We start from the raw sequence: 19,917 nt of genomic DNA, 5'->3' as shown, positions 1-19,917 counted from the left end.
CATGACAGATGCTGTAAATACCTTAAAAAGTGTAAATAGCTCAAGCGATATAGATCACTTGAATCGCTTAGCAGGTATCGTCATCTTAGCAGGCGGTGCATCCAAACGTATGGGTTCGCCAAAAGCTGAGTTAATGCTACCAACCAATGAGCAATTGCTTGATTATCATGTCAGGCAAGCGCTTAAACTAAGCGCAGCCACTGCTTATAATGTGCCTATTATGATTGCAGATAACGGTCGTGGTTTTGGTATCAATCCAGATTTGATTTTGAATAACCCGCAAGTGCCCATCATTCATATCACTGATTACCTTTCGGTTGACGATTTTGCTAGTAATGACAATGAACAGATCGAAACCGGCGGCGCATTGGTCGCCATAGAGGCGGCATTACAATATTTGACCAGCTCAATGATTATGCAATCAACCAATGCGGCAAATTCGTACGCATCTTGGCTGATGATTATTAGCTGTGATAGCTTGATTGCTGTAACCGATTTATGGAAAAAACTACAACCTTATATAACGCAAGCTGTAGATAAGTCGGTAATTTGTCTTACCGATGAGCATCATTTATATCCATTGTTAGGTATTTATCGCTTAAGTATTGAGCCGGATTTAAAGCATTATATTGACAATGGGCAGCGCCAAGTAATGAAATTTATTCAGCCAATTGTGCAGCCTGTAACGTTTTCAGAGGATTGGCAATGTCTTACCAATTTCAATACGCCTAAAGATTTTGAGCGTGCCTGTATTGCTTTACGTTACATATAATAAGATTTACTGAGAGAAACTAGCCATTTAAGAGAAATGATAAATGAATATCAGCAGTCAAAAAACCATTCAAACTGCCTTGTCGCATTTAGATAGCGACGGTGATATCACCATGGTCGATGTGAGTGGCAAAATAGCGACGACAAGAGAAGCGCGTGCGCAGGGGCAAGTGATCTTCCCTGCGATAATTTATGAGCAAATCAAAGCTGCTGATGGTATGACCAAAAAAGGCAGTATCACGCAGACCGCTCATATCGCAGGTATCATGGCTGCAAAACGTACCCATGACCTGATTCCACTTTGTCATCCCCTACCATTAGATAAGATTGGTTTAAATTTTGAATACGACGATAGCCAAAACAGCATTACTGTCACTGCTACTGTCAGAGTTACGCATAAAACCGGCGTAGAAATGGAAGCACTGACAGCTGTCAGCGTCGCTTGCCTAACTATCTATGATATGACCAAAGCCATCTCTCACGACATCATCATCAATAACGTCCATCTGATGAATAAGACGGGCGGCAAATCTGACTATCAACATGCGTAAATACGCCATAGCGATATGATAGATATAAAGCTTGGCAATTAATAAATAATGGAGACTTCTATGAGCGATTTAATAGAAAGCAGTGACGATATAAATACGACGATGAATATCACCGTTTTATACTTTGCCAGCTTAGCCGATGAAGCCAATTGTCATGAAGAAAAAGTAAACGTACCACAGTCTACGTCATTGACCGAGTTATACGACCAACTGCGCCAAAAGCATCGTTTTAGCCGTCCACAGTCAGAGCTGCGTGTGGCAGTAAACGATTACTTTGCCAAGTGGACAGATGAGATTAATCATGGCGATAGCGTGGTTTTCATTACTCCAGTAGCAGGCGGTTAATAGTATTTAGACGCTTATTTGTATCGCTAAAAATTTTAAGAATAATAAATAGAGACAATATATGGCAGACCAAGTATATGGGCAGTCGATGAGCATTAAGCGTAGCATCGATGAGGCTTATCTCATCGCTGAACGTGATGGCTTTGCGCTACTAGATTCAGACATTGATGAAAATCGACTAAAGAAAACCCTTGATGATGACAGTTGCGGCGCTTTCGTATGCTTTGAAGGTCGTGTACGTAATCACAATAATGCCAGTAGCGTCAACCGCTTGACCTACTATGGCTATGAAGAACTTGCACTCAATCAAGGACGTGCCATTATCGAAGAAGCCAAAAAGCGCTTTGAAATTACTCACGCTATCGCCATTCATCGTATCGGGGCTTTAGAGATTGGTGATGTGGCGGTTTGGGTTGGCGTGGTTTCTGCCCATCGTTATCCTGCTTTTGATGCCTGCCGCTGGATATTAGATACGATAAAAGCGGACATTCCCGTTTGGAAGCAAGAATACTACCAAGATGACTCTTCAAAATGGCTAAGCAATAATGGGTAAGAATATAAAAATGGCAGCAGTCTGCTTAGCCTTGATGCTAACGGCTTGTACTAAAGAAAAAGGTACTGACTTGCCAGCTGAGATCAACAATACCGCTGAGCCAAGTCAAATACTCCGTATCGCTGCAGCTGCCAATTTATCGGACGTATTGCCTGAAATTATCGAGGGCTACAAAACTGATAAGGGTTTACCTAACCAAGAAATAGAAGTCACTTTTGCCTCGTCAGGTAAGCTTTATTCTCAAATTATCTCAGGTGCACCATATGATATCTTTTTAGCGGCCAACCAAGACTTCCCCGCACAGCTGCTAAATGAGGTTTTTAAAGGTGATGCAAATCATACGCCTTTTACTTATACCCAAGGGCAACTGTCCATTTATAGTGCCACCAAAGCTGTTGGTGTATTCGATCAAAACACATTGACAGAGCTACTTAATAACAATGATAAAAGCAAAATCACCATTGCCAATCCTGAGCTTGCCCCTTACGGTGAATCTGCCAAAGTCTATTTAGAATCACAAAATCTCTATGACGCGCTAACAGCACAAAAACGCCTTATCCAAGCTGAAAATATCGGTCAAGCCTTCCAGTATGCTCATACTGGTAGTGTCGACTATGGCTTTGTTGCGCACTCACAAGTCATAGCAATGAAAGCAGTACCTGAGCATTTTTACCTCTTACCACCAACATCTTATCCTGCTATTTTACAAGACGGCATACTCATTACTAATGAAGCAAATGCAGCAGATTTCACGGATTATCTACGTTCTCCTACAGGACAAGCTTACTTCTCTAGAGCTGGTTATTTAGCAGTTCGGTAATTTATTTATAGCCGCTATGAATAAGGCTTTAAATATCATTATAAATGTGTTTTCTTATTATGATGTTTGAAAAAAAAGGATACGATAAACGGTACTTTATAATTGATGCTCTATATAACATGGTAAAAGTGCGCTATTAGATAAAAGGTAAATAAACAGTAACGTTATGATGTCTCCTGCTCTTATCTCAGATATGCTGCTTCCTGTGTGGGTAAGCATCAAGCTTGCTGGTGTCACTACCTTATGCTTGCTAGTGTTCGCAACCCCATTAGCCTATTGGCTGGCAAAGCCCAGCCGCAGCCGTATCGCTGGGCGCATCAAAATTATGCTCATGGGCGTGATTGCGATGCCGCTGGTCTTGCCGCCTACTGTGATTGGTTTTTATTTATTATTATTACTGAGCCCCAATTTTGGTATCGGTAAGTGGCTGTTGCAATACAATATCAGCGCCTTTGTCTTTACCTTTGAAGGACTGGTCATTGGCTCTATTATTTACTCATTGCCTTTTTTTGTTCAGCCTGTCTATGCGCAATTTTTACGCATTCCAACCAGTGTCATGGAGGTTGCAAGCTTACTGGAACCCAGCCGTTTCAGACGCTTTATACGGGTAGCATTACCGCAAGCTCGTATCGGTATCATCCTTGGCAGCTTAATCAGCTTTGCGCATACCATTGGCGAGTTTGGCGTGGTATTGATGATTGGTGGCAGTATTTCGGGTGAAACCAAAGTGGTCTCCATTGCTATCTATGAGCAAGTAGAAGCATTGAATTACGAGGCAGCACACATGATGTCTGCTATTCTTATCATAATGGGTATGGTCATGGTGGCGCTGATTGCAAGTGTCAGTCGACTCTATCAGCGCCCATAAGCGCATGAGTCAAATTTAAAATTTATGCGGTTTTTTAGCACCTTTATTTTTTTCTTAAGCCTATCTGACTTTCGATTTTTTTGCATACATAACAAAAAACCCTCATCCAACCGATAAAGTTAGCATGAGGGCTTTATTAATCATATTTAAAAATTAATGACTGTTTAAAAATGGAACTTCACTAAAGCGCTCGCGGCATTCTGCGTTTTGTCACTACCAAATTTATTCTTCCAGTAGCTATATTCCATACCGACTTCTAAGCGGTTATCAATACCCAACACTTCTTGTAAGTTGTATTTTAATTGCGGATTGATATGGATATTATCTTTCACAGAATCATCTTCGCTGTTAAATGCATAGTCAACATAACCATCTATGACAAAGTTATTTTTCTCCCAGCCGTAGGTTAAGGTAATCTGTTGATCATCAGCATTGTCCTTCTCATTAAACGCATGATATAGCGATGCCGATGCATATTTCATACCCGGAATAGGGACATTTAAATCCACGCCAACACCTACCAGATAGTTATCTTGACTAAAACCGTTACTGTTTGAGCCAAACTCGTACTGCCCCGCTAAATTGACTTGTTTGATAAAGCTGTTATCAAACTTTGCCAGCTTAAGTTTGGGCGCAAGCTCACCATAGGTTTCCTTAAACTCTTTACCTGCCGCGTTTTCTTTACCTTGATGGCGATCGACAAAGAAAAATACACCACCCCATGTATGGGTCGAGGCATGCTCTAAAGTAACGGTGGTTAAGGTTTCTTGAGGCACTAGCTCATAATCAGTACCGTAAAGCGCTGAGATACTGGTATCAGTGAAGAGCACTTTTGCTTGAGCGCTGCTCATAGCGCCTAAAGCAGCAATGGCAACAAGCGCATAGGTTAGCTTATTAGTGATTGAGGATAGGCTTATAAATGAATGATCACGCACAGTAGTATTCCTTTATTTACAGTCGTTGGTGCCTAGCAACATTGCCATCATGGTTATCATGGCTATAAACGGGGTTTAACTTCCTGTTAAAACGCACCCGTACTGCTAGAGGGAAAAAGGCTATTAGCTTTCAGTAAAAATAAAACGTCATCAAAACAAGCATCAATGCTGCTGAAACTACAAAGATTTTCTTAATAACTTATTTCAGTAATCCCAATTTTGGCAGCAATTATTAATACTTTGAAACATTTAAGCATGTTTTATGAGGGCTGACAACTGCATTTTAGCGCCAAATATCAGTAAAAAACGTACTCTAAGTTATTGATATCATCTAAGTTTATGATTTTATTAAAATAACTGACTAAATGGTCAGGAATATTAATTTTGTAAAGGAGGAAGAAATATTGTTACTGTGGTCAATAATCTACTGCTGAAATGCTTGGAGAATTTTTAGACAGAAAAAAGCCTCAATTATGTAAATAATCGAGGCGAACTTTGCTTAAAAAATAACATCTAAATACAGTCTTAATTATTTGGCTACGTGGAACGAGAAGCTCGAATTTTCTTATTTGATACTTCTTTATCTAGCCATCATCAACTCAACATTGACTTGAAAGTAAGAGTCATCTTTTATAGTAATACTGACCTTGCCATTATGGGCATTGGCGATAGCTTGCACGATAGATAAGCCTAAGCCTGTTCCCGAATGCATCGTATTCGTTTTATCATGACGGTAAAAGCGCTCAAACAGTTTATCAGCCTCTACTTGAGTCAATGGTTGATCTAAGCGATTGGTGATCACTACCTTGAAAGATGCAGGATTTAATATAGACGACCTCATATCTTGCTTATCACTCGTGACAGTATGAGGCACAGTGGGGATCTCAATACTAGAGGCTTCAATAATAATCACACTGTCACTAGCAGCATAATAAATGGCATTTGACATGAGATTGGCGAACAGTCTTTGTAATAAGCTTTCATCTCCTAGCACAGCTTGGAAGTTGCCCGTCTTTTCAAAGGAGATATTCCGATCTTCTGCGATTAGCTCATAGTAATCAATAAGCTTAGTGAACATTGACTCGGTATCAATCTGATTGAGCTGTGAGTCAGACAGCCCTTTTTGTGTCTTTGCTAGCAGCAGCATATTATTAATCAGCGTAGATAACTGCTCAAGGGTGTCATGCTGATGGTGCAGCTGCTCAACATATTCATGGCTCGCTCTAGGCTTACTTAACATCACTTGGGTTTGAGTGCCAAGCGTCGCCAGCGGAGTACGTAGCTCATGGGCAATATTATCTGAGAAGCGTGATAACGATTCAAAATTACTTTCCAGCTTTTCCATCATTAAGTTATAAGACTCAGCCAATGGTCGTAGCTCTAAGGGCATATTACTGACCACCACTCTTTCATGTAACTGTTCAGGATTAATGCTCTTCATCTTTTGGACGATAGTAGCGAGTGGTGCAAATCCCCAATAGACACTTAATGCAGCAATTGACACCAGTAATAGTGTGATCGCGATCAATATCAAGCTCAGCTGGCGATTAAAATGTATGAGATATTGATGATGAACATCGATAGGCAGCGCAATAAGTGCCAAAGCCTCGTGGTTTGCAATGACCATCGCTCGATAATGTCTACTATTAATCCTGATCATAAACTGCTGATCGCGATAGTCCTGCCGTAGTTGTAACAAGCTAAAGTCGGTCGGTAAATCATGGATGAAATTACTGGGATCGCTGGATAATAATTTGCCGTTTTTATCTGATATTAGCGTTTTTAAATCATAATCTAGCCAAGAAGAATGTAGGTGATTGTCATCAATGAGTGATTGGGACTTTGAAGCTGTTAATGGCTCTACTTCTTCGCCCAAGGCAACCATACGTTTGCGCAAATTAAACGCGGCATGAGTAATGATCTCTGAGTCCATTTGCTCAAAGTGCTCGTTAACAGAGCGCTGAACCCATATATAAATAATGACTTGAGAGATGACAACAAATATGGTCAGTAAAAAAACAGTGCGCCATAACAGCGGCCAACGTCGATTCTTGAATTTATATCTCATTTTATTTTGGATCATCTTTGTCATCGTCACCCATGCCTAGAGCCAGCGGCTCTAACCTGTAGCCCATACCGCGTACTGTGTGAATCAGCTTGGTGTCAAAACCATCGTCGATTTTGATTCGTAGACGTCTGATAGCTACATCAATGACATTGGTATCGCTGTCAAAATTTATATCCCATACTTGCGAGGCAATCACAGTACGTGGCAGTACTTCACCTTGACGTTCTAGGAAAAACTGTAATAGAGCAAACTCTTTGGCAGTCAGTTTGATAAGGGTGTCGCCTCTGTATACAGTGCGTTTGGCAATATCCATTTTCAGATCAGCGGTATGGATGACTGTGCTTTTATAGTCCGATTGGTTGGCACGTCGCAGCAAACTTTTTATTCTAACAATCAGCTCAGCAAAAGCAAAAGGCTTGGTCAGATAATCATCGCCACCAATTTCAATACCTTTGATTCGATCACTTAAATCATCTTTAGCGGTTAAAAATAAAACAGGCGTATGCTTTCCAGCGGCACGGTAGCGCTGTATCAGCTCAAAGCCACTGACGTCAGGTAGCATCACATCCATCAGCACCACACTAAATTCTTCAGTCATTAGCGCATGATAGCCATCTAGACCAGTCATATAATGATCCACGATGAAGCCGGCCTCAGTTAAGCCTTTCTTAATATATTCTCCAAGTTTTTGCTCATCTTCTACTAACAGTACTTTCATCGTCGCTTACCTTCATATCATTATATTTGTCAACAGCGTATCACTAACGTTGTTAGATTATCATCTATATATTTATCAAAAGTCCTTGTTATAACGGCGCTCTACGGATAAAAGCGGATAATGACATTTGGTTCTAATGACAAGTAGATGACAGTATTGTTTTGTTTCTAACAAAAACGTCATGTCCGTGTCATCTAGCTGTCAGCCTCTATTTAGTATTCTAAATCAACGCCACATAGAAGCTTGTCTCTGATATAGACCGCTTCTATGAGTTAGGCCATTATCTTACTTAAATGATTTATTATTTGAATTCAAAGGGTTTTAAATGAAAAAATATAGTACATTAAAAAAAGCAGCTTTACTTTCGGTATCAATGTTAGTTGGTATGTCAGCGGCCAATGCTCACACCACGAACTTAGATGCTTCTATTCTTAGTAGTTGTGATGCGGTTGCTAGTTTTGCAAAAAACGCTGATCATAATGATGCTAAGATATCTGATGCTCAAATGAAAAGTTATATCGATGCTAGAGTGGCTTGTCAGGTTCAGCATCAAGATCAACATTTGCAATCTGAAAAGTATTTTGTGAAAAATTATAATAGCGAGAAGTAATACTAAAAGATTACTTGGGATATTGAAATCCCAATATGTGAAGATGACAATATTGTAATCTTAATGTCATGTGCCAGTCAGAATGAGTAATGTATCATTGAGGCTGGTCTAACTGCTTTACCCTCAATAGCTCTTAATCCAATCAATAGGAATTAATTATGTCGCAATTTAAAGCACTGACTAAATCAATCGCCATTACTGCCATCGCTCTTGTTGTATCAACCTCAGCTCTAGCGCATGACCCTAAAATGCATGCTGAAAAAGATCAAATGAACTGTGAAAAAATGCAAAAGCATATGCAAATGATGGGAAAAATGGATCATAGCAAGATGGACATGAATGACCCTGCTATGAAAGCCATGATGGCCAATATGAGCAAAATGAAGCAAATGTACCAAAAACATTGTGTGACTACTGACAGTAAATCTTAAAAATTTCAGCTCTGTTAACTCACAGCTCCTCTCTAATAGCAGAGAGAAATTAACGGAAATAAGTTTTTAGGAAAATATATGAAGTTTTTATTGGGTGTGCTCTTTACTTTATTTGTGGCAATCGTTGGGATGTTTGCGGTTGTCAGCAGCGGTATTGTCAACGTGGGTGCAGACCAAGAGCATAGCCCAATGATGTATAGCTTCTTAGAAACTGCGCGCAATCGTTCTATACAAACTGCCAGTAAAGATATTGTGGTACCAGACTTAGAGAAGGTTGACATGATCAGCTCTGGTGGCGCGGACTATAAGGATATGTGTGCAGGCTGTCACTTGTCTCCGGGAGTGGCACAAACTGACTTTAGCGAAAGCTTATATCCAAAGCCACCCAACTTTACCAAGGCTGATATCGTCAAACGTTATCAAACTGAGGACGGTGCAAAGCAAAGCTTTTGGGCCATCAAACATGGCATTATGGCTTCGGGAATGCCTGCATGGGGCGCCTCCCATGATGACGATAGAATGTGGGCAATGGTCGCTTTTATCAGATCGCTACCTGAATTAGATGAAGCTCAGTACACGATGCTAACCACTCGGATAGATGGCGATATGATGGACATGTCATTTGATGGTGATATGAATATGTCGGATGATGGTATGGGTATGGGTATGGAGATGTCGGAAGATGGTTCTGGAATGCAGCATTAACCCTGTCTGTATATAGAAGCATCATCATTAAACGTTATCGTTATTAACAATGCAGTACTGTACGGTGCTGCATTTAACGTTTTTAGTTAAGACCACAAATATAGGGTCCAGTTTTTAGAGTATCGAGCATAATAATAGACACTTAAAGGTGATTTGATGAGACATTACATACACGGGTTTTCTAATGGACATCACTGGTTATCCGGTCGTGTCCTTTTATTGATGGCGGTATCAGCACTACCCCTTACACTAGCCGCTTGTAGCCAATCTACTACCAGTGTCTCTGATTCTCAACCAGTAAAGGTTGAACAGTCTGCTACCCAGAATGCACAAGTACAAAACGAAAGTTCGGCTCCGGCAGATGCTCCTGCAATCGACCCGTCATCATTACTCAAAAACGTCTCAGCGACCGTCTATAAAGATGCCAACTGTGGCTGCTGTAAAGAATGGGTAGGCTATGCAAAAGACAATGGATTAAGTGCAACCGCGCAAGATGTGGCAGATGTCTCTTTATTCAAAGATCGCTATGGCGTACCACAGCAAATGCGCTCTTGCCATACCACCGTTACTACCGACGGTTTCGTCTTTGAAGGACATGTCCCTGCTAAACACATGGCTCAGTTCTTAGAAAATCCTCCTATATCAGCCATTGGTCTTGCCGTACCTAGTATGCCAGTTGGCAGCCCCGGTATGGAATATCAAGATAAATTCATGCCTTATAAAGTAATGCAGCTTAATAAAGACGGCACCACAGAAGTTTATGCCGCTATTGACTCTCCTCAGCAGCAACTATAATTTTGATGGTTTTTTTGGCTGGGATCTGGATAAATTGAATGTGAGTAGCATCAAAAGCGGCTTAATAAGATTCCCAATCGTAATTGACGTATCGTTAAATATTATAACCATAAGCTTAACCACCATCTCTCAAATTAAATTAGGTCATCATTATGAATAAACAGAACATATTGAACCGCCGACGTTTTTTAACCGGATCCTCCGCTGTCCTTGGCGCTTCCTTGATACCGACCATGGCCAGTAGTGCATTGGGACATTCGGGTCGTTCGGGCAGTCAGGGTGCTACTATCAATAGTGATCAAAACACTCATAAAGTGCCTATATTGACTGGTAAAGAGTTTGATTTATACGTCAGTAAACAGTCCGCTATTGTCAACGGTAAAAAGAGCATGGCAACGCTCATCAATAATTCACTGCCAGCACCGACGCTAAAGATGGTTGAGGGCGATACGGTGGTGATACGTGTTCATAATCAGATGGATGAATCAACCTCTATTCATTGGCATGGACTACTAGTACCGTTTGAGATGGATGGGGTGCCGGGTATTAGCTTTGATGGCATTCCTGCAAACAGCACCTTTACTTATAAATTCAAACTCAAACAATCAGGCACCTATTGGTATCACTCACACAGTGGCTTCCAAGAACAAACCGGCATGTTGGGCGCCATTGTGATTGAACCTAAAGGGCGTGAGCGTCATCCTATCGATGAAGACCACGTGATCGTGCTGAGTGATTGGACCAGCCGCAACCCGCATAATCTCTTGAAGCTGCTCAAACAGCGCGCCGACTTTGACAATTATCATTTGCCAGACTTCAAGAAGCTACTGTCTGATATCGCTGAAACGGATATGAAAACTGCGTTTGATAAACGCAAAATGTGGAATCAGATGCGCATGATGCCTACTGATTTTACTGACTTGTCGGGCGAAAACACTTTTACCTATCTTATGAATGGCAAAACCACCGCGGCTAATTGGGCGCAAATCGTCAAAGCAGGACAGCGCGTTAAATTACGCTTTATCAATGCTTCAGCGCAAACCATCTTTGATGTGCGCATACCCGGTCTCAAAATGACTGTGGTGGCAACCGATGGTATTGATGTCGCACCCGTTGCGATTGATGATTTTCGTATTGGCGTGGCTGAGACCTACGATGTCATTGTCACCCCGACCAAAGATGCGCATACCATATTTGCCCAAAACATAGACCGTTCAGGCTATGTCTCCGCAACGCTTGCCACCAAAGAAGGTGCTCGTGCAGCAACGCCTGCTATGGACAAAATCGAATGGCTCACCATGGCAGATATGATGGGCGCTATGGGTGCTGATGGTTATAAAGCCAAGCATGCCAAAACTGAGTATGACTTCAAATCTGACATGCGTGTGGACAGTCCACGTATGAACCTTGATGATCCAGGTATTAACCTGCGTAACATTGATAGAAAGGTGCTGAACTATAGCCAGCTGCGCTCTGTCGATGAGGCAATATTTGCAGAGCAGCGCAAGCCTACCCGAGAGATCGAGCTACATTTAACCGGTAACATGGAGCGCTATATCTGGGCGTTTGATGGGGTTAAGTTCAGTGAGGCGACACCGGTTAATATTAAACCTAATGAGCGCGTGCGTATTACCTTAGTCAATGACACGATGATGAACCATCCGATGCATTTACACGGCATGTGGAGCGATTTGCGCATGCCTAACGGCGAGTTTCAGGTGCGCAAGCATACTATTATGGTGCAGCCGGCACAAAAAATCAGCTTTGATGTCACAGGGGAAGCTGGTCGATGGGCATGGCATTGTCATCTGCTCTATCACATGGAAGCTGGTATGTTTAGAGAAGTGGCGGTCATTTAAGCAAATCTTTGATTGATAGGTGAGAGATGAGATGAAAATACATAAAGTAGGTTTACGGTTCGCTGGGGCATCATCATTGGTACTGCTGGCATCATCATTTGCTAATGCTGCTGACCCGTCCACTGCTAAAAAAGACATGATGATGTCAGGCATGGATCATAGTAGTATGGACATGTCAGATATGGATCACAGCGGCATGGATATGTCGGATATGGACCATAGCGGTATGGATATGTCGGATATGGACCATAGCGGTATGGATATGTCAGGTATGGATCACAGTGGCATGGATATGTCGGATATGGATCATAGCGGTATGGATATGTCGGATATGGACCATAGCGGTATGGATATGTCGGATATGGACCATAGCGGTATGGATATGTCAGGTATGGATCACAGTGGCATGGACATGTCGGGTATGGATCATAGCGGCATGGACATGTCGGGTATGGATCATGGCAGCATGGATATGTCAGGTATGCAAGGTGGTAAGGCTCCAGCTGATGCGCGCAGTCCTGACTATTCAAACGGCGTTCCTTATGGACAGTATGGTAAGCCTATGATGATGGGTGATATGCCATTGTGGGGCGTTTCTGTAGATGATTTAGGTTATCAGTTTGATGACAATCAGATTAATTATGAGGTTGGTGCTTGGTATGGCGTAGATGAGCGCCGCCTCTCTTTACGCAGTGAAGGTAGTATTCAGACCGAAGGTGATAAAGAAATTGATAGTCTGACCTCACTATCTTACTGGAAGCCGCTAAGTATCTTCTGGAATGGCGAGGCCGGTGTTGCTTATGATACCGAAAATGACAAACCTGCCATTATGGCGGGTATTGTCGGTACTATGCCTTACTTTATTGAAACCGATGCCAGAGCTTATCTGTATTCTGATGGACAAGTTCGATTGGACCTTGGCGCAGAATACGAGTGGCGTTTGAGCCAGCACTGGGTTGTGATACCGGAAGTAGGACTAACAGCCTTTAGTAAAAAAGACAGCGACAATCATATTACCAAAGGTTTTAACGAGATGGATGCTGAAATGAGGCTCACTTATGAGACATTCAGTCGCCAACTTGCGCCTTATGTGGGTGTGAGTTATGAGACAGCGCTTGGTAGTGCTCGAGATCAGCGTCGTCAACATAATGAAGCAGTTGATAGCAGTAGTTTGACTGCAGGGGTTAAATTCTGGTTCTAATATTATTAATGTAATAGGAGATATACTATGAATGCTTCAGATCAAAACAACATGAATCATCAACAGGGCATGAACCCTTATATCAAGTTCACCCTGATGATTGTGACGTCTACGATTGTGATGTACATCATGATGTATTTCAATACTTATGAATGGAGTCATGTTTACTTTAGCGAAACCCGAGCTTATATGGCGCTCTACATGGGTGCGGGTATGGCCGTTATTATGCTGGCCTTTATGGGTAATATGTACAAAAAAACCAAAATTAATTTGATGGTTTATGGACTAAGTGTGTTGATGTTTGCCGTTGGGATATGGGGCGTGCGCTCTCAATCAACGGTCGATCAAGTCGATTGGATGCAAGCGATGATACCACATCACTCGATTGCTATTTTGACCAGCTCAAGAGCAGATATCGAAGATCCTAGAGTGCAACAGCTCGCTGACGATATTATTAAAGCGCAAAAGCGTGAAATCGCTGAGATGCAAGCGCTGATCGAAGAGCTGGAATAGACAATGATGTATGTAAATATTATAAAGCTCTCTAATAAAAAAATACCTGCATTCATCCAGGTATTCTTTTATTAGAGAGTAAGCTGTTTCAAGAAAAGTGACAAAAAATAAAATGGCAAGCTCATAAAAATAAAGGGTTTAAAGAGAAATTTAGGCACAAAAAAACCTCAAACAATCTAATGCTTGAGGTTGAAACTTTTGTATTAAAACTAAGTTTTAAATATGGCGCAGCGGACGGGACTCGAACCCGCGACCCCCGGCGTGACAGGCCGGTATTCTAACCAACTGAACTACCGCTGCTTAGGTCGTACTTAGTTTATTTAACCACTTAGCCTACTACTTAAGAGTAACGCTATACTAAATAGTGGTGGGTGATGACGGATTCGAACCGCCGACATTCTGCGTGTAAGGCAGACGCTCTACCAACTGAGCTAATCACCCTTCGAACAATTGCTAAGCAATTTATTCAATATCAACTGAGCTCTAAGTTTGTCACTAAGCTCTGCTGCTGTGGGTGTGTATTATATAGATTTACACATGGCTGTCAAACACTATTTTGATATTTATCGCAGATTTTTGCTTATTTTGGTGATTAAATTTATAAGCATCTGTTTTAATTGATTTTATAATTTCGCAGAATAGTTAATCTTTTTCACTCTAGTACTTACTTTGCCGCCAGCGCTTCTTCTATATCAGCCTTGAGCGCTTCAGGTTTGGTCGTTGGTGCATAACGAGCAATTACCTGCCCTTTACTATCAATTAAAAACTTGGTGAAATTCCATTTGATACCGTCTGTGAGAAGCCCGCCTTTTTGATTTTTTAGCCATTCAAACACAGGATGAGCATCACTGCCATTGACGTCGACTTTTGCCATCATTGGAAAGCTGACACCATAGTTCTTTTGGCAAAATGCGCCAATTTCATCATTATTAGCAGGATCTTGGTTGCCGAATTGATTACAGGGAAAACCGATAATTACCAAACCTTGATCTTTATATTGCTGATACAGTGCTTCTAAGCCCTCAAACTGCGGCGTAAAGCCACACTTGCTTGCGGTATTAACAATTAGCAACACTTGATCTTTATAGGCAGAGAAATTTTGCGTCATGCCATCCATACGCTCAGCACTAAAATCATAAATAGTAGTCATTATTCATCCTTAAGTGAGTTATTTTTTTGCTATCAAGCATTAGACACTGTGGTCAATAAGCTTAGTGATATTAAAAATAAGTAGGAAGATATCAATACTCCCTACTCTTTACTACTACTTCGTTAGCTTACACGCCGCTGTCACTATTCTTCAGACTTATCTAAATCGATAGACAACGAGTTGATGCAATAGCGCATGCCAGTGGTCTCACTTGGACCGTCAGGGAATACATGGCCCAAATGCGCGCCACAATTGCTGCAAGTCACTTCAGTACGGCGCATGCCTAGCGAATCATCGACATGCTCATCGATGGCGCTATTATCGATACCTTGATCAAAGCTTGGCCAACCGCACCCTGCATCAAACTTATTGTCTGATTCAAACAAGTTAGCACCGCATCCTTTACAGCGATAAATGCCCTTATCATTAATATCGTTGTAAACGCCTGTAAATGGTCGCTCTGTGCCCTTCTCGCGCAGCACATGATACTCCTCAGCACTTAAGCGCTCTTTCCAGTCAGCCTCGGTCAATTGGCTGATTTCTTCTTTACTCAGTTGATTGTCTTGCATAACGTATCCTTATGGAATGACTGATTGTCTACTCTGTCGTGAGTAATGGTTTATCAAGGCTTTATCGCTATTTTTTATAAAAACGATAGGCTTTATCTGTTGGCGAGCGTCTTATTATTCAAGATGTTTATAACAAGAATACTCACTGCATGGAATGGCAGTGCCAGATACTGTAGGCAATTTGATATCGAAAAATCACAAGTTAGATCGTTTCTTATTGAGCTGAAGTCTCTCAATGCATTATAAATCTCTGCAATGCAAGATTTTCTTACATCGTGAAAATCTATAATATACAAATAACTTGCATTTAATTTTGATATGCAATAATATCTTGCATTAACAGTTAATTGAAAGTAGTTCTCTTTTAGAGCATTAGCTTAATACTTATCCAAGAGAGTTGGTTTCGTTATCTGATTAATGACAGATTCATAAAATAAAAAAGGCTTACATAATGACGGCTGATGACAAGACTAAAAGCACACAGGCTGAACGACTGGTACAGCTACGCCGTGACAGAGGCATGACGGCAGAGCAGCTGGCACAAGCGATGACTGCTGCTGGCGCTAAAGTCAGCCGCGGTGCTATCTCTAATTGGGAGCGTGGGACCAATGGGATTGTCTCATCTAAGCTACCTACCCTTGCACGACTCTTAGGCTGTAGCGAAGGGTATTTGTTGCGCGGTGAGCTTGAAAGTGATAGCAAATCAGATGACGATTCTGACAGTATATCGTCTGATAACGATAAAGCTATCGATGCAGGTGAGCAACCTCATAGCACTAGTCAAAATACACTAACAACTACCTCTTCTACTCCCCACAAAAATTCACCAAATAACCTGATGAGTGGTCACTCTATGAACTCAATAAAAAAATCCGATAAATTACAAAACGTCTGCTACGACATTCGCGGTCCTCTGCTGCAAACTGCTAATAAAATGGAAGCCGAAGGCAAGCGTATCTTAAAGTTAAATATCGGCAACCCTGCTCCTTTTGGTTTAGAAGCACCGCATGAGATTTTGCGTGATGTGGCGATGAATCTGCCGGAAGCGACGGGCTACTCAGACTCGCAAGGGATTTTTTCAGCGCGTAAAGCCGTATTGCAATATTACCAATCAAAGGGACTGCTATCGGCAGTTGATGTTCGTGATGTCTATCTAGGTAATGGCGTCTCTGAGCTGATTGTCATGACCATGCAAGCGCTGATGAATGATGGCGATGAAGTGCTGGTTCCGATGCCAGACTACCCACTGTGGACGGCAGCTGCCAATCTCGCAGGCGGTACAGCGGTACATTATCGCTGTAATGAAGAAGACAATTGGCATCCTGATATTGAAGACATCAAATCCAAAATCACCAGCAAAACCAAAGGCATCGTAGTTATTAATCCCAATAATCCGACAGGCGCGCTGTATAGTGATGAAGTACTGCTGCAAATCGTCGAGGTCGCAAAAGAGCATGATTTAATCATCATGGCGGATGAGATTTATGACCGTATTCTCTATGATGATATGGAACATACGCCGATGAGCACTTTGACCGATGAAGTACTGGTGTTGTCCTATAATGGTTTATCAAAATCACATCGTATTGCAGGCTTTCGTGCCGGTTGGATGATGGTTTCAGGTCGTAAAGAACATGCGGCTGACTTTATCGAAGGTTTGGATATGCTTGCATCTATGCGCCTGTGTTCTAACGTTCAAGGACAATATGCGATTCAGACAGCGATGGGTGGCTATCAAAGCATGAAGGACCTAACGTCTAAAAAAGGGCGCTTGTATAAGCAGCGCGAGTTGGCAGTGACCCGTCTTAATGCGATAAAAGGTATCTCTTGTACCATGCCACAAGGCGCGTTTTACTGCTTTCCAAAGATGGATCCTGAGATTTACCCTATCAAAGATGACATGCAGTTTATGATGGATTTATTGTTAGAAGAAAACGTATTGATGGTACAAGGCACAGGATTTAACTGGGATAAAAATGACCATTTCCGCTTGGTGTTTTTACCCAACTTACACGACTTAGAAGACGCTATGGATCGCTTAGACCGCTTCTTTGCTAAGAAGCGTAAGCAGTTTGGTACTGACTAATATATAGATGACACCTATATTTTTCTATAAAAAAACGCTTACCGATATGATATCGATAAGCGTTTTCTATTTGTATTAATCAAAAATTAAATGACTTTGATTTCAACTTTTAAAAGATATTTATCAGCACTATATAACTGATTGCAGACATACTTGCTGCTGCAGGAAGGGTAATAATCCATGCCAAACCAATTGGTTTCATCAGTGCCCAGTTGGTATCTCTATTGACGATACCAATGCCAAGTACAGCACCGACCAAGGTATGCGTACTCGATACTGGTAGACCCATCGTCGACGCACCCATCACAACCGCAGCCGCAGCCAACTCAGCTGAGAAACCAGAAGCAGGATGCATTTTTGCCAAATTGGTACCGACAGTCTGAATCACTTCTTTACCGATGAACCAAAGACCGACAATCAATGCCACACCAAAAGTTAACATCACAGCAGGTGGTACTGCTGCTTCTGTTGAAATACTATTGGTGCGGATAACATCCATAATCGCTGCAAATGGACCAACAGCGTTGGCAATATCGTTAGAACCATGACTAAAGGCAAACGCTGATGCAGTAAAGACTTGCATCCAGCTAAACATAATAAACGTGGCTTTGGTCAAATCTTCTTTGTGCTTACCGCGGATACTCTTAGTATAAATATAGGTCGCAAGCCATACTAATGCTGCGATCATCCCCATAATTAAAAAGCCTTGCAACGTCGTCATACCATTATTGACGTTTTTCAGACCTTTGAAGATGACCAAAGAGGCCATGACTGCGCCGCCTGCAGCCGCAATAATAGGCACCCATTGCTTGAGTGCTTTTAAGGTATCAAGGTTGCTGCGCTCGTTTTCAATCTCATAAAGTTCTTTGTAATAGTTCGTCTCTAAATCTTCAACGACGCAATCATCATCTTTATAGATTTCTTGGTCACGCAACATCGCTGACGTATAAGACAACTGCTCAGACTCGGTTAAACCATCCAAGTACTCTTTATGCGTCAGCTTTAACGTCTTTTTACTGTCTTTCAGAGTAGCAATATGCGTCTCTGTTTTATCATTATATTCAATGATGTTTTTCTTAATCTGTCCATATAACAGATAAGACAAAACGCCGCCTAGTAGCGGTGACAAAACCCAAGAGATGGCGATCGTGCCAATCTTGCCCCAATTCACTGTCGACAATGCCATTTCAGTACCACCTAAGGTGATACCCAATACAATTGAGCTACCAACTACGCCGCCAATAATCGCGTGTGTGGTCGAAACCGGCAGACCTTTTTTGGTGGCAAACAACAGCCAAAATGCAGCAGCGATGAGCGCTGAAAGCATGACATAAATGAACTGGTTGGGCGTTACTGAAAGACCATCTAAATCGACAATGCCGCTTCGAATCGTATCGGTCACTTCACCGCCTGCCAGCACGGCGCCTGATACTTCAAATATCGCCGCGATACCTAGCGCTTGCGGGATGGTTAAGGTCCCTGCACCGACTGAGGTACCAAAAGAGTTGGCGACATCATTACCGCCGATATTGAATGCCATAAAAACACCAAAAGCAGTGGCGACAATAAATAGCGTCGTCTGCTGGTGCATGGTGTAATCTAGACCCCACCACAAAAAGTAGGCGGTCATTCCAATCATTAAAATGGCAAAAAATAGATTGATTCTCATAGAGCCGACTGATTTTGTTGGTTCTGTAGAGCTGCTGCTAATACCCATACGTTGATACGTCCTGCGTAAGCTGATTGAAATTATTGACAAATGATGACATTACGCGGCTATTAATGATGTGATTATTACCACCCAAAAATACAATAACATGCGCGCAACGTGGTTATTTGAAATACAATTTTAGAATACTTTGTTGAGACAGCTGCCTCAATGCTTTGACACCTTCCTTATTATCTTATCTTAGCGGTTATAGCCATTTGCAAATAAGCAATTGAGCTTAACGACAATCAGAAACTAAGATAAAACGCCTAAGTAAAATGTCATAAAGCCGCAAGTGGTATTGCCAAATCGTCTGATTAAAGCATCTTGCGGCTTACGTTTTTATGATAATAGCGTTCTTCTATATAAGCTATTTATCGTGAATAATACATTGATATTAAAGACAAATAAACAGAAGACCAAGCTATTTTAATAGATAGCAACGCTCATTACGCGCCTATTATATTAAATATAGACGCATAATGCATGATGATATTACAAGATTTGTAACTGTGAATATAAGATTTAAGAAATATATACTTTAGATCAGACGTTATCGGGTTATTTTTAGCCAACATACACTTGAATTGCCATAGTCAATTCAAGTGATAACAGTCACAAGTTAATAGTTATAAATAAATAGGTAGCTGCTTAAGAATAG

The 19,917-nt window shown here is 41.5% G+C and carries 20 protein-coding genes and 2 tRNA genes; 14 read left to right on the top strand and 8 right to left on the bottom strand.

The window, feature by feature from the left end:
• The first annotated feature begins 1 nt into the window (after nucleotide 1).
• The 6 genes from mobA (at nucleotide 2) to modB (ending at nucleotide 3,908) form a co-directional block, all read left to right on the top strand.
• Nucleotides 2-772, top strand: a complete 771-nt coding sequence (mobA, locus tag VLA57_RS11490) for a molybdenum cofactor guanylyltransferase (protein ID WP_133105201.1) — start codon at nucleotides 2-4, stop codon at nucleotides 770-772.
• A gap of 43 nt (nucleotides 773-815) precedes the next feature.
• On the top strand, nucleotides 816-1,322 hold the full coding sequence (gene moaC, locus VLA57_RS11485; protein ID WP_133105202.1) for a cyclic pyranopterin monophosphate synthase MoaC: 507 nt from the start codon (nucleotides 816-818) through the stop codon (nucleotides 1,320-1,322).
• 60 nt (nucleotides 1,323-1,382) lie between these two features.
• Complete coding sequence (locus VLA57_RS11480) at nucleotides 1,383-1,667, top strand: MoaD/ThiS family protein (RefSeq protein ID WP_133105203.1); 285 nt, start codon at nucleotides 1,383-1,385, stop codon at nucleotides 1,665-1,667.
• A 61-nt stretch (nucleotides 1,668-1,728) separates the two neighbouring features.
• Nucleotides 1,729-2,220 (top strand): molybdenum cofactor biosynthesis protein MoaE, encoded by a 492-nt coding sequence (locus VLA57_RS11475; RefSeq protein WP_133105204.1) that lies wholly within the window; start codon nucleotides 1,729-1,731, stop codon nucleotides 2,218-2,220.
• Nucleotides 2,213-3,040 (top strand): molybdate ABC transporter substrate-binding protein, encoded by an 828-nt coding sequence (modA, locus tag VLA57_RS11470; protein ID WP_133105205.1) that lies wholly within the window; start codon nucleotides 2,213-2,215, stop codon nucleotides 3,038-3,040. Before VLA57_RS11475 ends, modA begins: the two co-directional genes overlap by 8 nt.
• Before the next feature lie 166 nt (nucleotides 3,041-3,206).
• Nucleotides 3,207-3,908, top strand: a complete 702-nt coding sequence (gene modB / locus VLA57_RS11465; protein ID WP_133105206.1) for a molybdate ABC transporter permease subunit — start codon at nucleotides 3,207-3,209, stop codon at nucleotides 3,906-3,908.
• Between the two features lie 164 nt (nucleotides 3,909-4,072).
• Here the strand turns inward: modB and VLA57_RS11460 are convergent, their stop codons facing one another.
• The 3 genes from VLA57_RS11460 to VLA57_RS11450 form a co-directional block, all read right to left on the bottom strand.
• Nucleotides 4,073-4,843: a DUF5020 family protein gene (locus VLA57_RS11460; RefSeq protein ID WP_133105207.1), complete on the bottom strand. Its 771-nt coding sequence runs from the start codon at nucleotides 4,841-4,843 to the stop codon at nucleotides 4,073-4,075.
• A gap of 580 nt (nucleotides 4,844-5,423) precedes the next feature.
• Nucleotides 5,424-6,911, bottom strand: a complete 1,488-nt coding sequence (locus VLA57_RS11455) for an ATP-binding protein (RefSeq protein WP_133105208.1) — start codon at nucleotides 6,909-6,911, stop codon at nucleotides 5,424-5,426.
• Nucleotide 6,912: 1 nt separating this feature from the next.
• Complete coding sequence (locus tag VLA57_RS11450) at nucleotides 6,913-7,629, bottom strand: heavy metal response regulator transcription factor (protein ID WP_133105209.1); 717 nt, start codon at nucleotides 7,627-7,629, stop codon at nucleotides 6,913-6,915.
• A 325-nt stretch (nucleotides 7,630-7,954) separates the two neighbouring features.
• On the opposite strand from VLA57_RS11450, the gene VLA57_RS11445 reads away from it, so the two are divergent.
• The 7 genes from VLA57_RS11445 to VLA57_RS11415 all read left to right on the top strand — a co-directional run bounded on the left by VLA57_RS11445 (nucleotide 7,955) and on the right by VLA57_RS11415 (nucleotide 13,743).
• On the top strand, nucleotides 7,955-8,239 hold the full coding sequence (locus VLA57_RS11445) for a hypothetical protein (RefSeq protein ID WP_133105210.1): 285 nt from the start codon (nucleotides 7,955-7,957) through the stop codon (nucleotides 8,237-8,239).
• Between the two features lie 158 nt (nucleotides 8,240-8,397).
• Complete coding sequence (locus tag VLA57_RS11440; RefSeq protein WP_020443008.1) at nucleotides 8,398-8,670, top strand: hypothetical protein; 273 nt, start codon at nucleotides 8,398-8,400, stop codon at nucleotides 8,668-8,670.
• Between the two features lie 78 nt (nucleotides 8,671-8,748).
• The gene (locus VLA57_RS11435; protein WP_133105211.1) at nucleotides 8,749-9,375 is read left to right on the top strand and encodes a c-type cytochrome; all 627 of its coding nucleotides are present in this window, start codon (nucleotides 8,749-8,751) and stop codon (nucleotides 9,373-9,375) included.
• Nucleotides 9,376-9,531: 156 nt separating this feature from the next.
• On the top strand, nucleotides 9,532-10,170 hold the full coding sequence (locus tag VLA57_RS11430; RefSeq protein ID WP_133105212.1) for a DUF411 domain-containing protein: 639 nt from the start codon (nucleotides 9,532-9,534) through the stop codon (nucleotides 10,168-10,170).
• A gap of 152 nt (nucleotides 10,171-10,322) precedes the next feature.
• Complete coding sequence (locus tag VLA57_RS11425) at nucleotides 10,323-12,029, top strand: copper resistance system multicopper oxidase (protein WP_133105213.1); 1,707 nt, start codon at nucleotides 10,323-10,325, stop codon at nucleotides 12,027-12,029.
• Between the two features lie 31 nt (nucleotides 12,030-12,060).
• Nucleotides 12,061-13,230: a copper resistance protein B gene (locus tag VLA57_RS11420; protein ID WP_133105214.1), complete on the top strand. Its 1,170-nt coding sequence runs from the start codon at nucleotides 12,061-12,063 to the stop codon at nucleotides 13,228-13,230.
• Nucleotides 13,231-13,257: 27 nt separating this feature from the next.
• A complete protein-coding gene (locus VLA57_RS11415) occupies nucleotides 13,258-13,743 on the top strand; it encodes a DUF305 domain-containing protein (protein WP_133105215.1) in 486 nt (161 codons plus the stop codon).
• A gap of 223 nt (nucleotides 13,744-13,966) precedes the next feature.
• Here VLA57_RS11415 and VLA57_RS11410 read toward each other — a convergent pair.
• From VLA57_RS11410 to msrB, 4 genes are all read right to left on the bottom strand, one after another.
• Nucleotides 13,967-14,043, bottom strand: a tRNA-Asp gene (locus VLA57_RS11410).
• 65 nt (nucleotides 14,044-14,108) lie between these two features.
• Nucleotides 14,109-14,184: transfer RNA gene (locus VLA57_RS11405), tRNA-Val, on the bottom strand.
• 223 nt (nucleotides 14,185-14,407) lie between these two features.
• Complete coding sequence (locus tag VLA57_RS11400) at nucleotides 14,408-14,893, bottom strand: glutathione peroxidase (RefSeq protein WP_133105216.1); 486 nt, start codon at nucleotides 14,891-14,893, stop codon at nucleotides 14,408-14,410.
• Between the two features lie 143 nt (nucleotides 14,894-15,036).
• Nucleotides 15,037-15,462 carry a peptide-methionine (R)-S-oxide reductase MsrB gene (gene msrB, locus VLA57_RS11395; RefSeq protein WP_011513043.1) on the bottom strand — a complete coding sequence of 142 codons (426 nt, stop codon included), beginning with the start codon at nucleotides 15,460-15,462 and terminating at the stop codon, nucleotides 15,037-15,039.
• Between the two features lie 520 nt (nucleotides 15,463-15,982).
• On the opposite strand from msrB, the gene VLA57_RS11390 reads away from it, so the two are divergent.
• Nucleotides 15,983-17,548, top strand: a complete 1,566-nt coding sequence (locus VLA57_RS11390) for an aminotransferase class I/II-fold pyridoxal phosphate-dependent enzyme (protein WP_442968875.1) — start codon at nucleotides 15,983-15,985, stop codon at nucleotides 17,546-17,548.
• 109 nt (nucleotides 17,549-17,657) lie between these two features.
• On the opposite strand, the gene VLA57_RS11385 is transcribed toward VLA57_RS11390, so the two are convergent.
• Nucleotides 17,658-19,265 (bottom strand): inorganic phosphate transporter, encoded by a 1,608-nt coding sequence (locus tag VLA57_RS11385; RefSeq protein WP_020442957.1) that lies wholly within the window; start codon nucleotides 19,263-19,265, stop codon nucleotides 17,658-17,660.
• Nucleotides 19,266-19,917: the final 652 nt, after the last annotated feature.

It is taken from the genome of Psychrobacter sp. S4(2024) (genome assembly GCF_036861305.1).
In the GTDB taxonomy this organism is placed as follows: domain Bacteria; phylum Pseudomonadota; class Gammaproteobacteria; order Pseudomonadales; family Moraxellaceae; genus Psychrobacter; species Psychrobacter cryohalolentis.
Note: the sequence above shows the minus strand (reverse complement) of the source record. Positions and strands in the feature narration are given on the sequence as shown.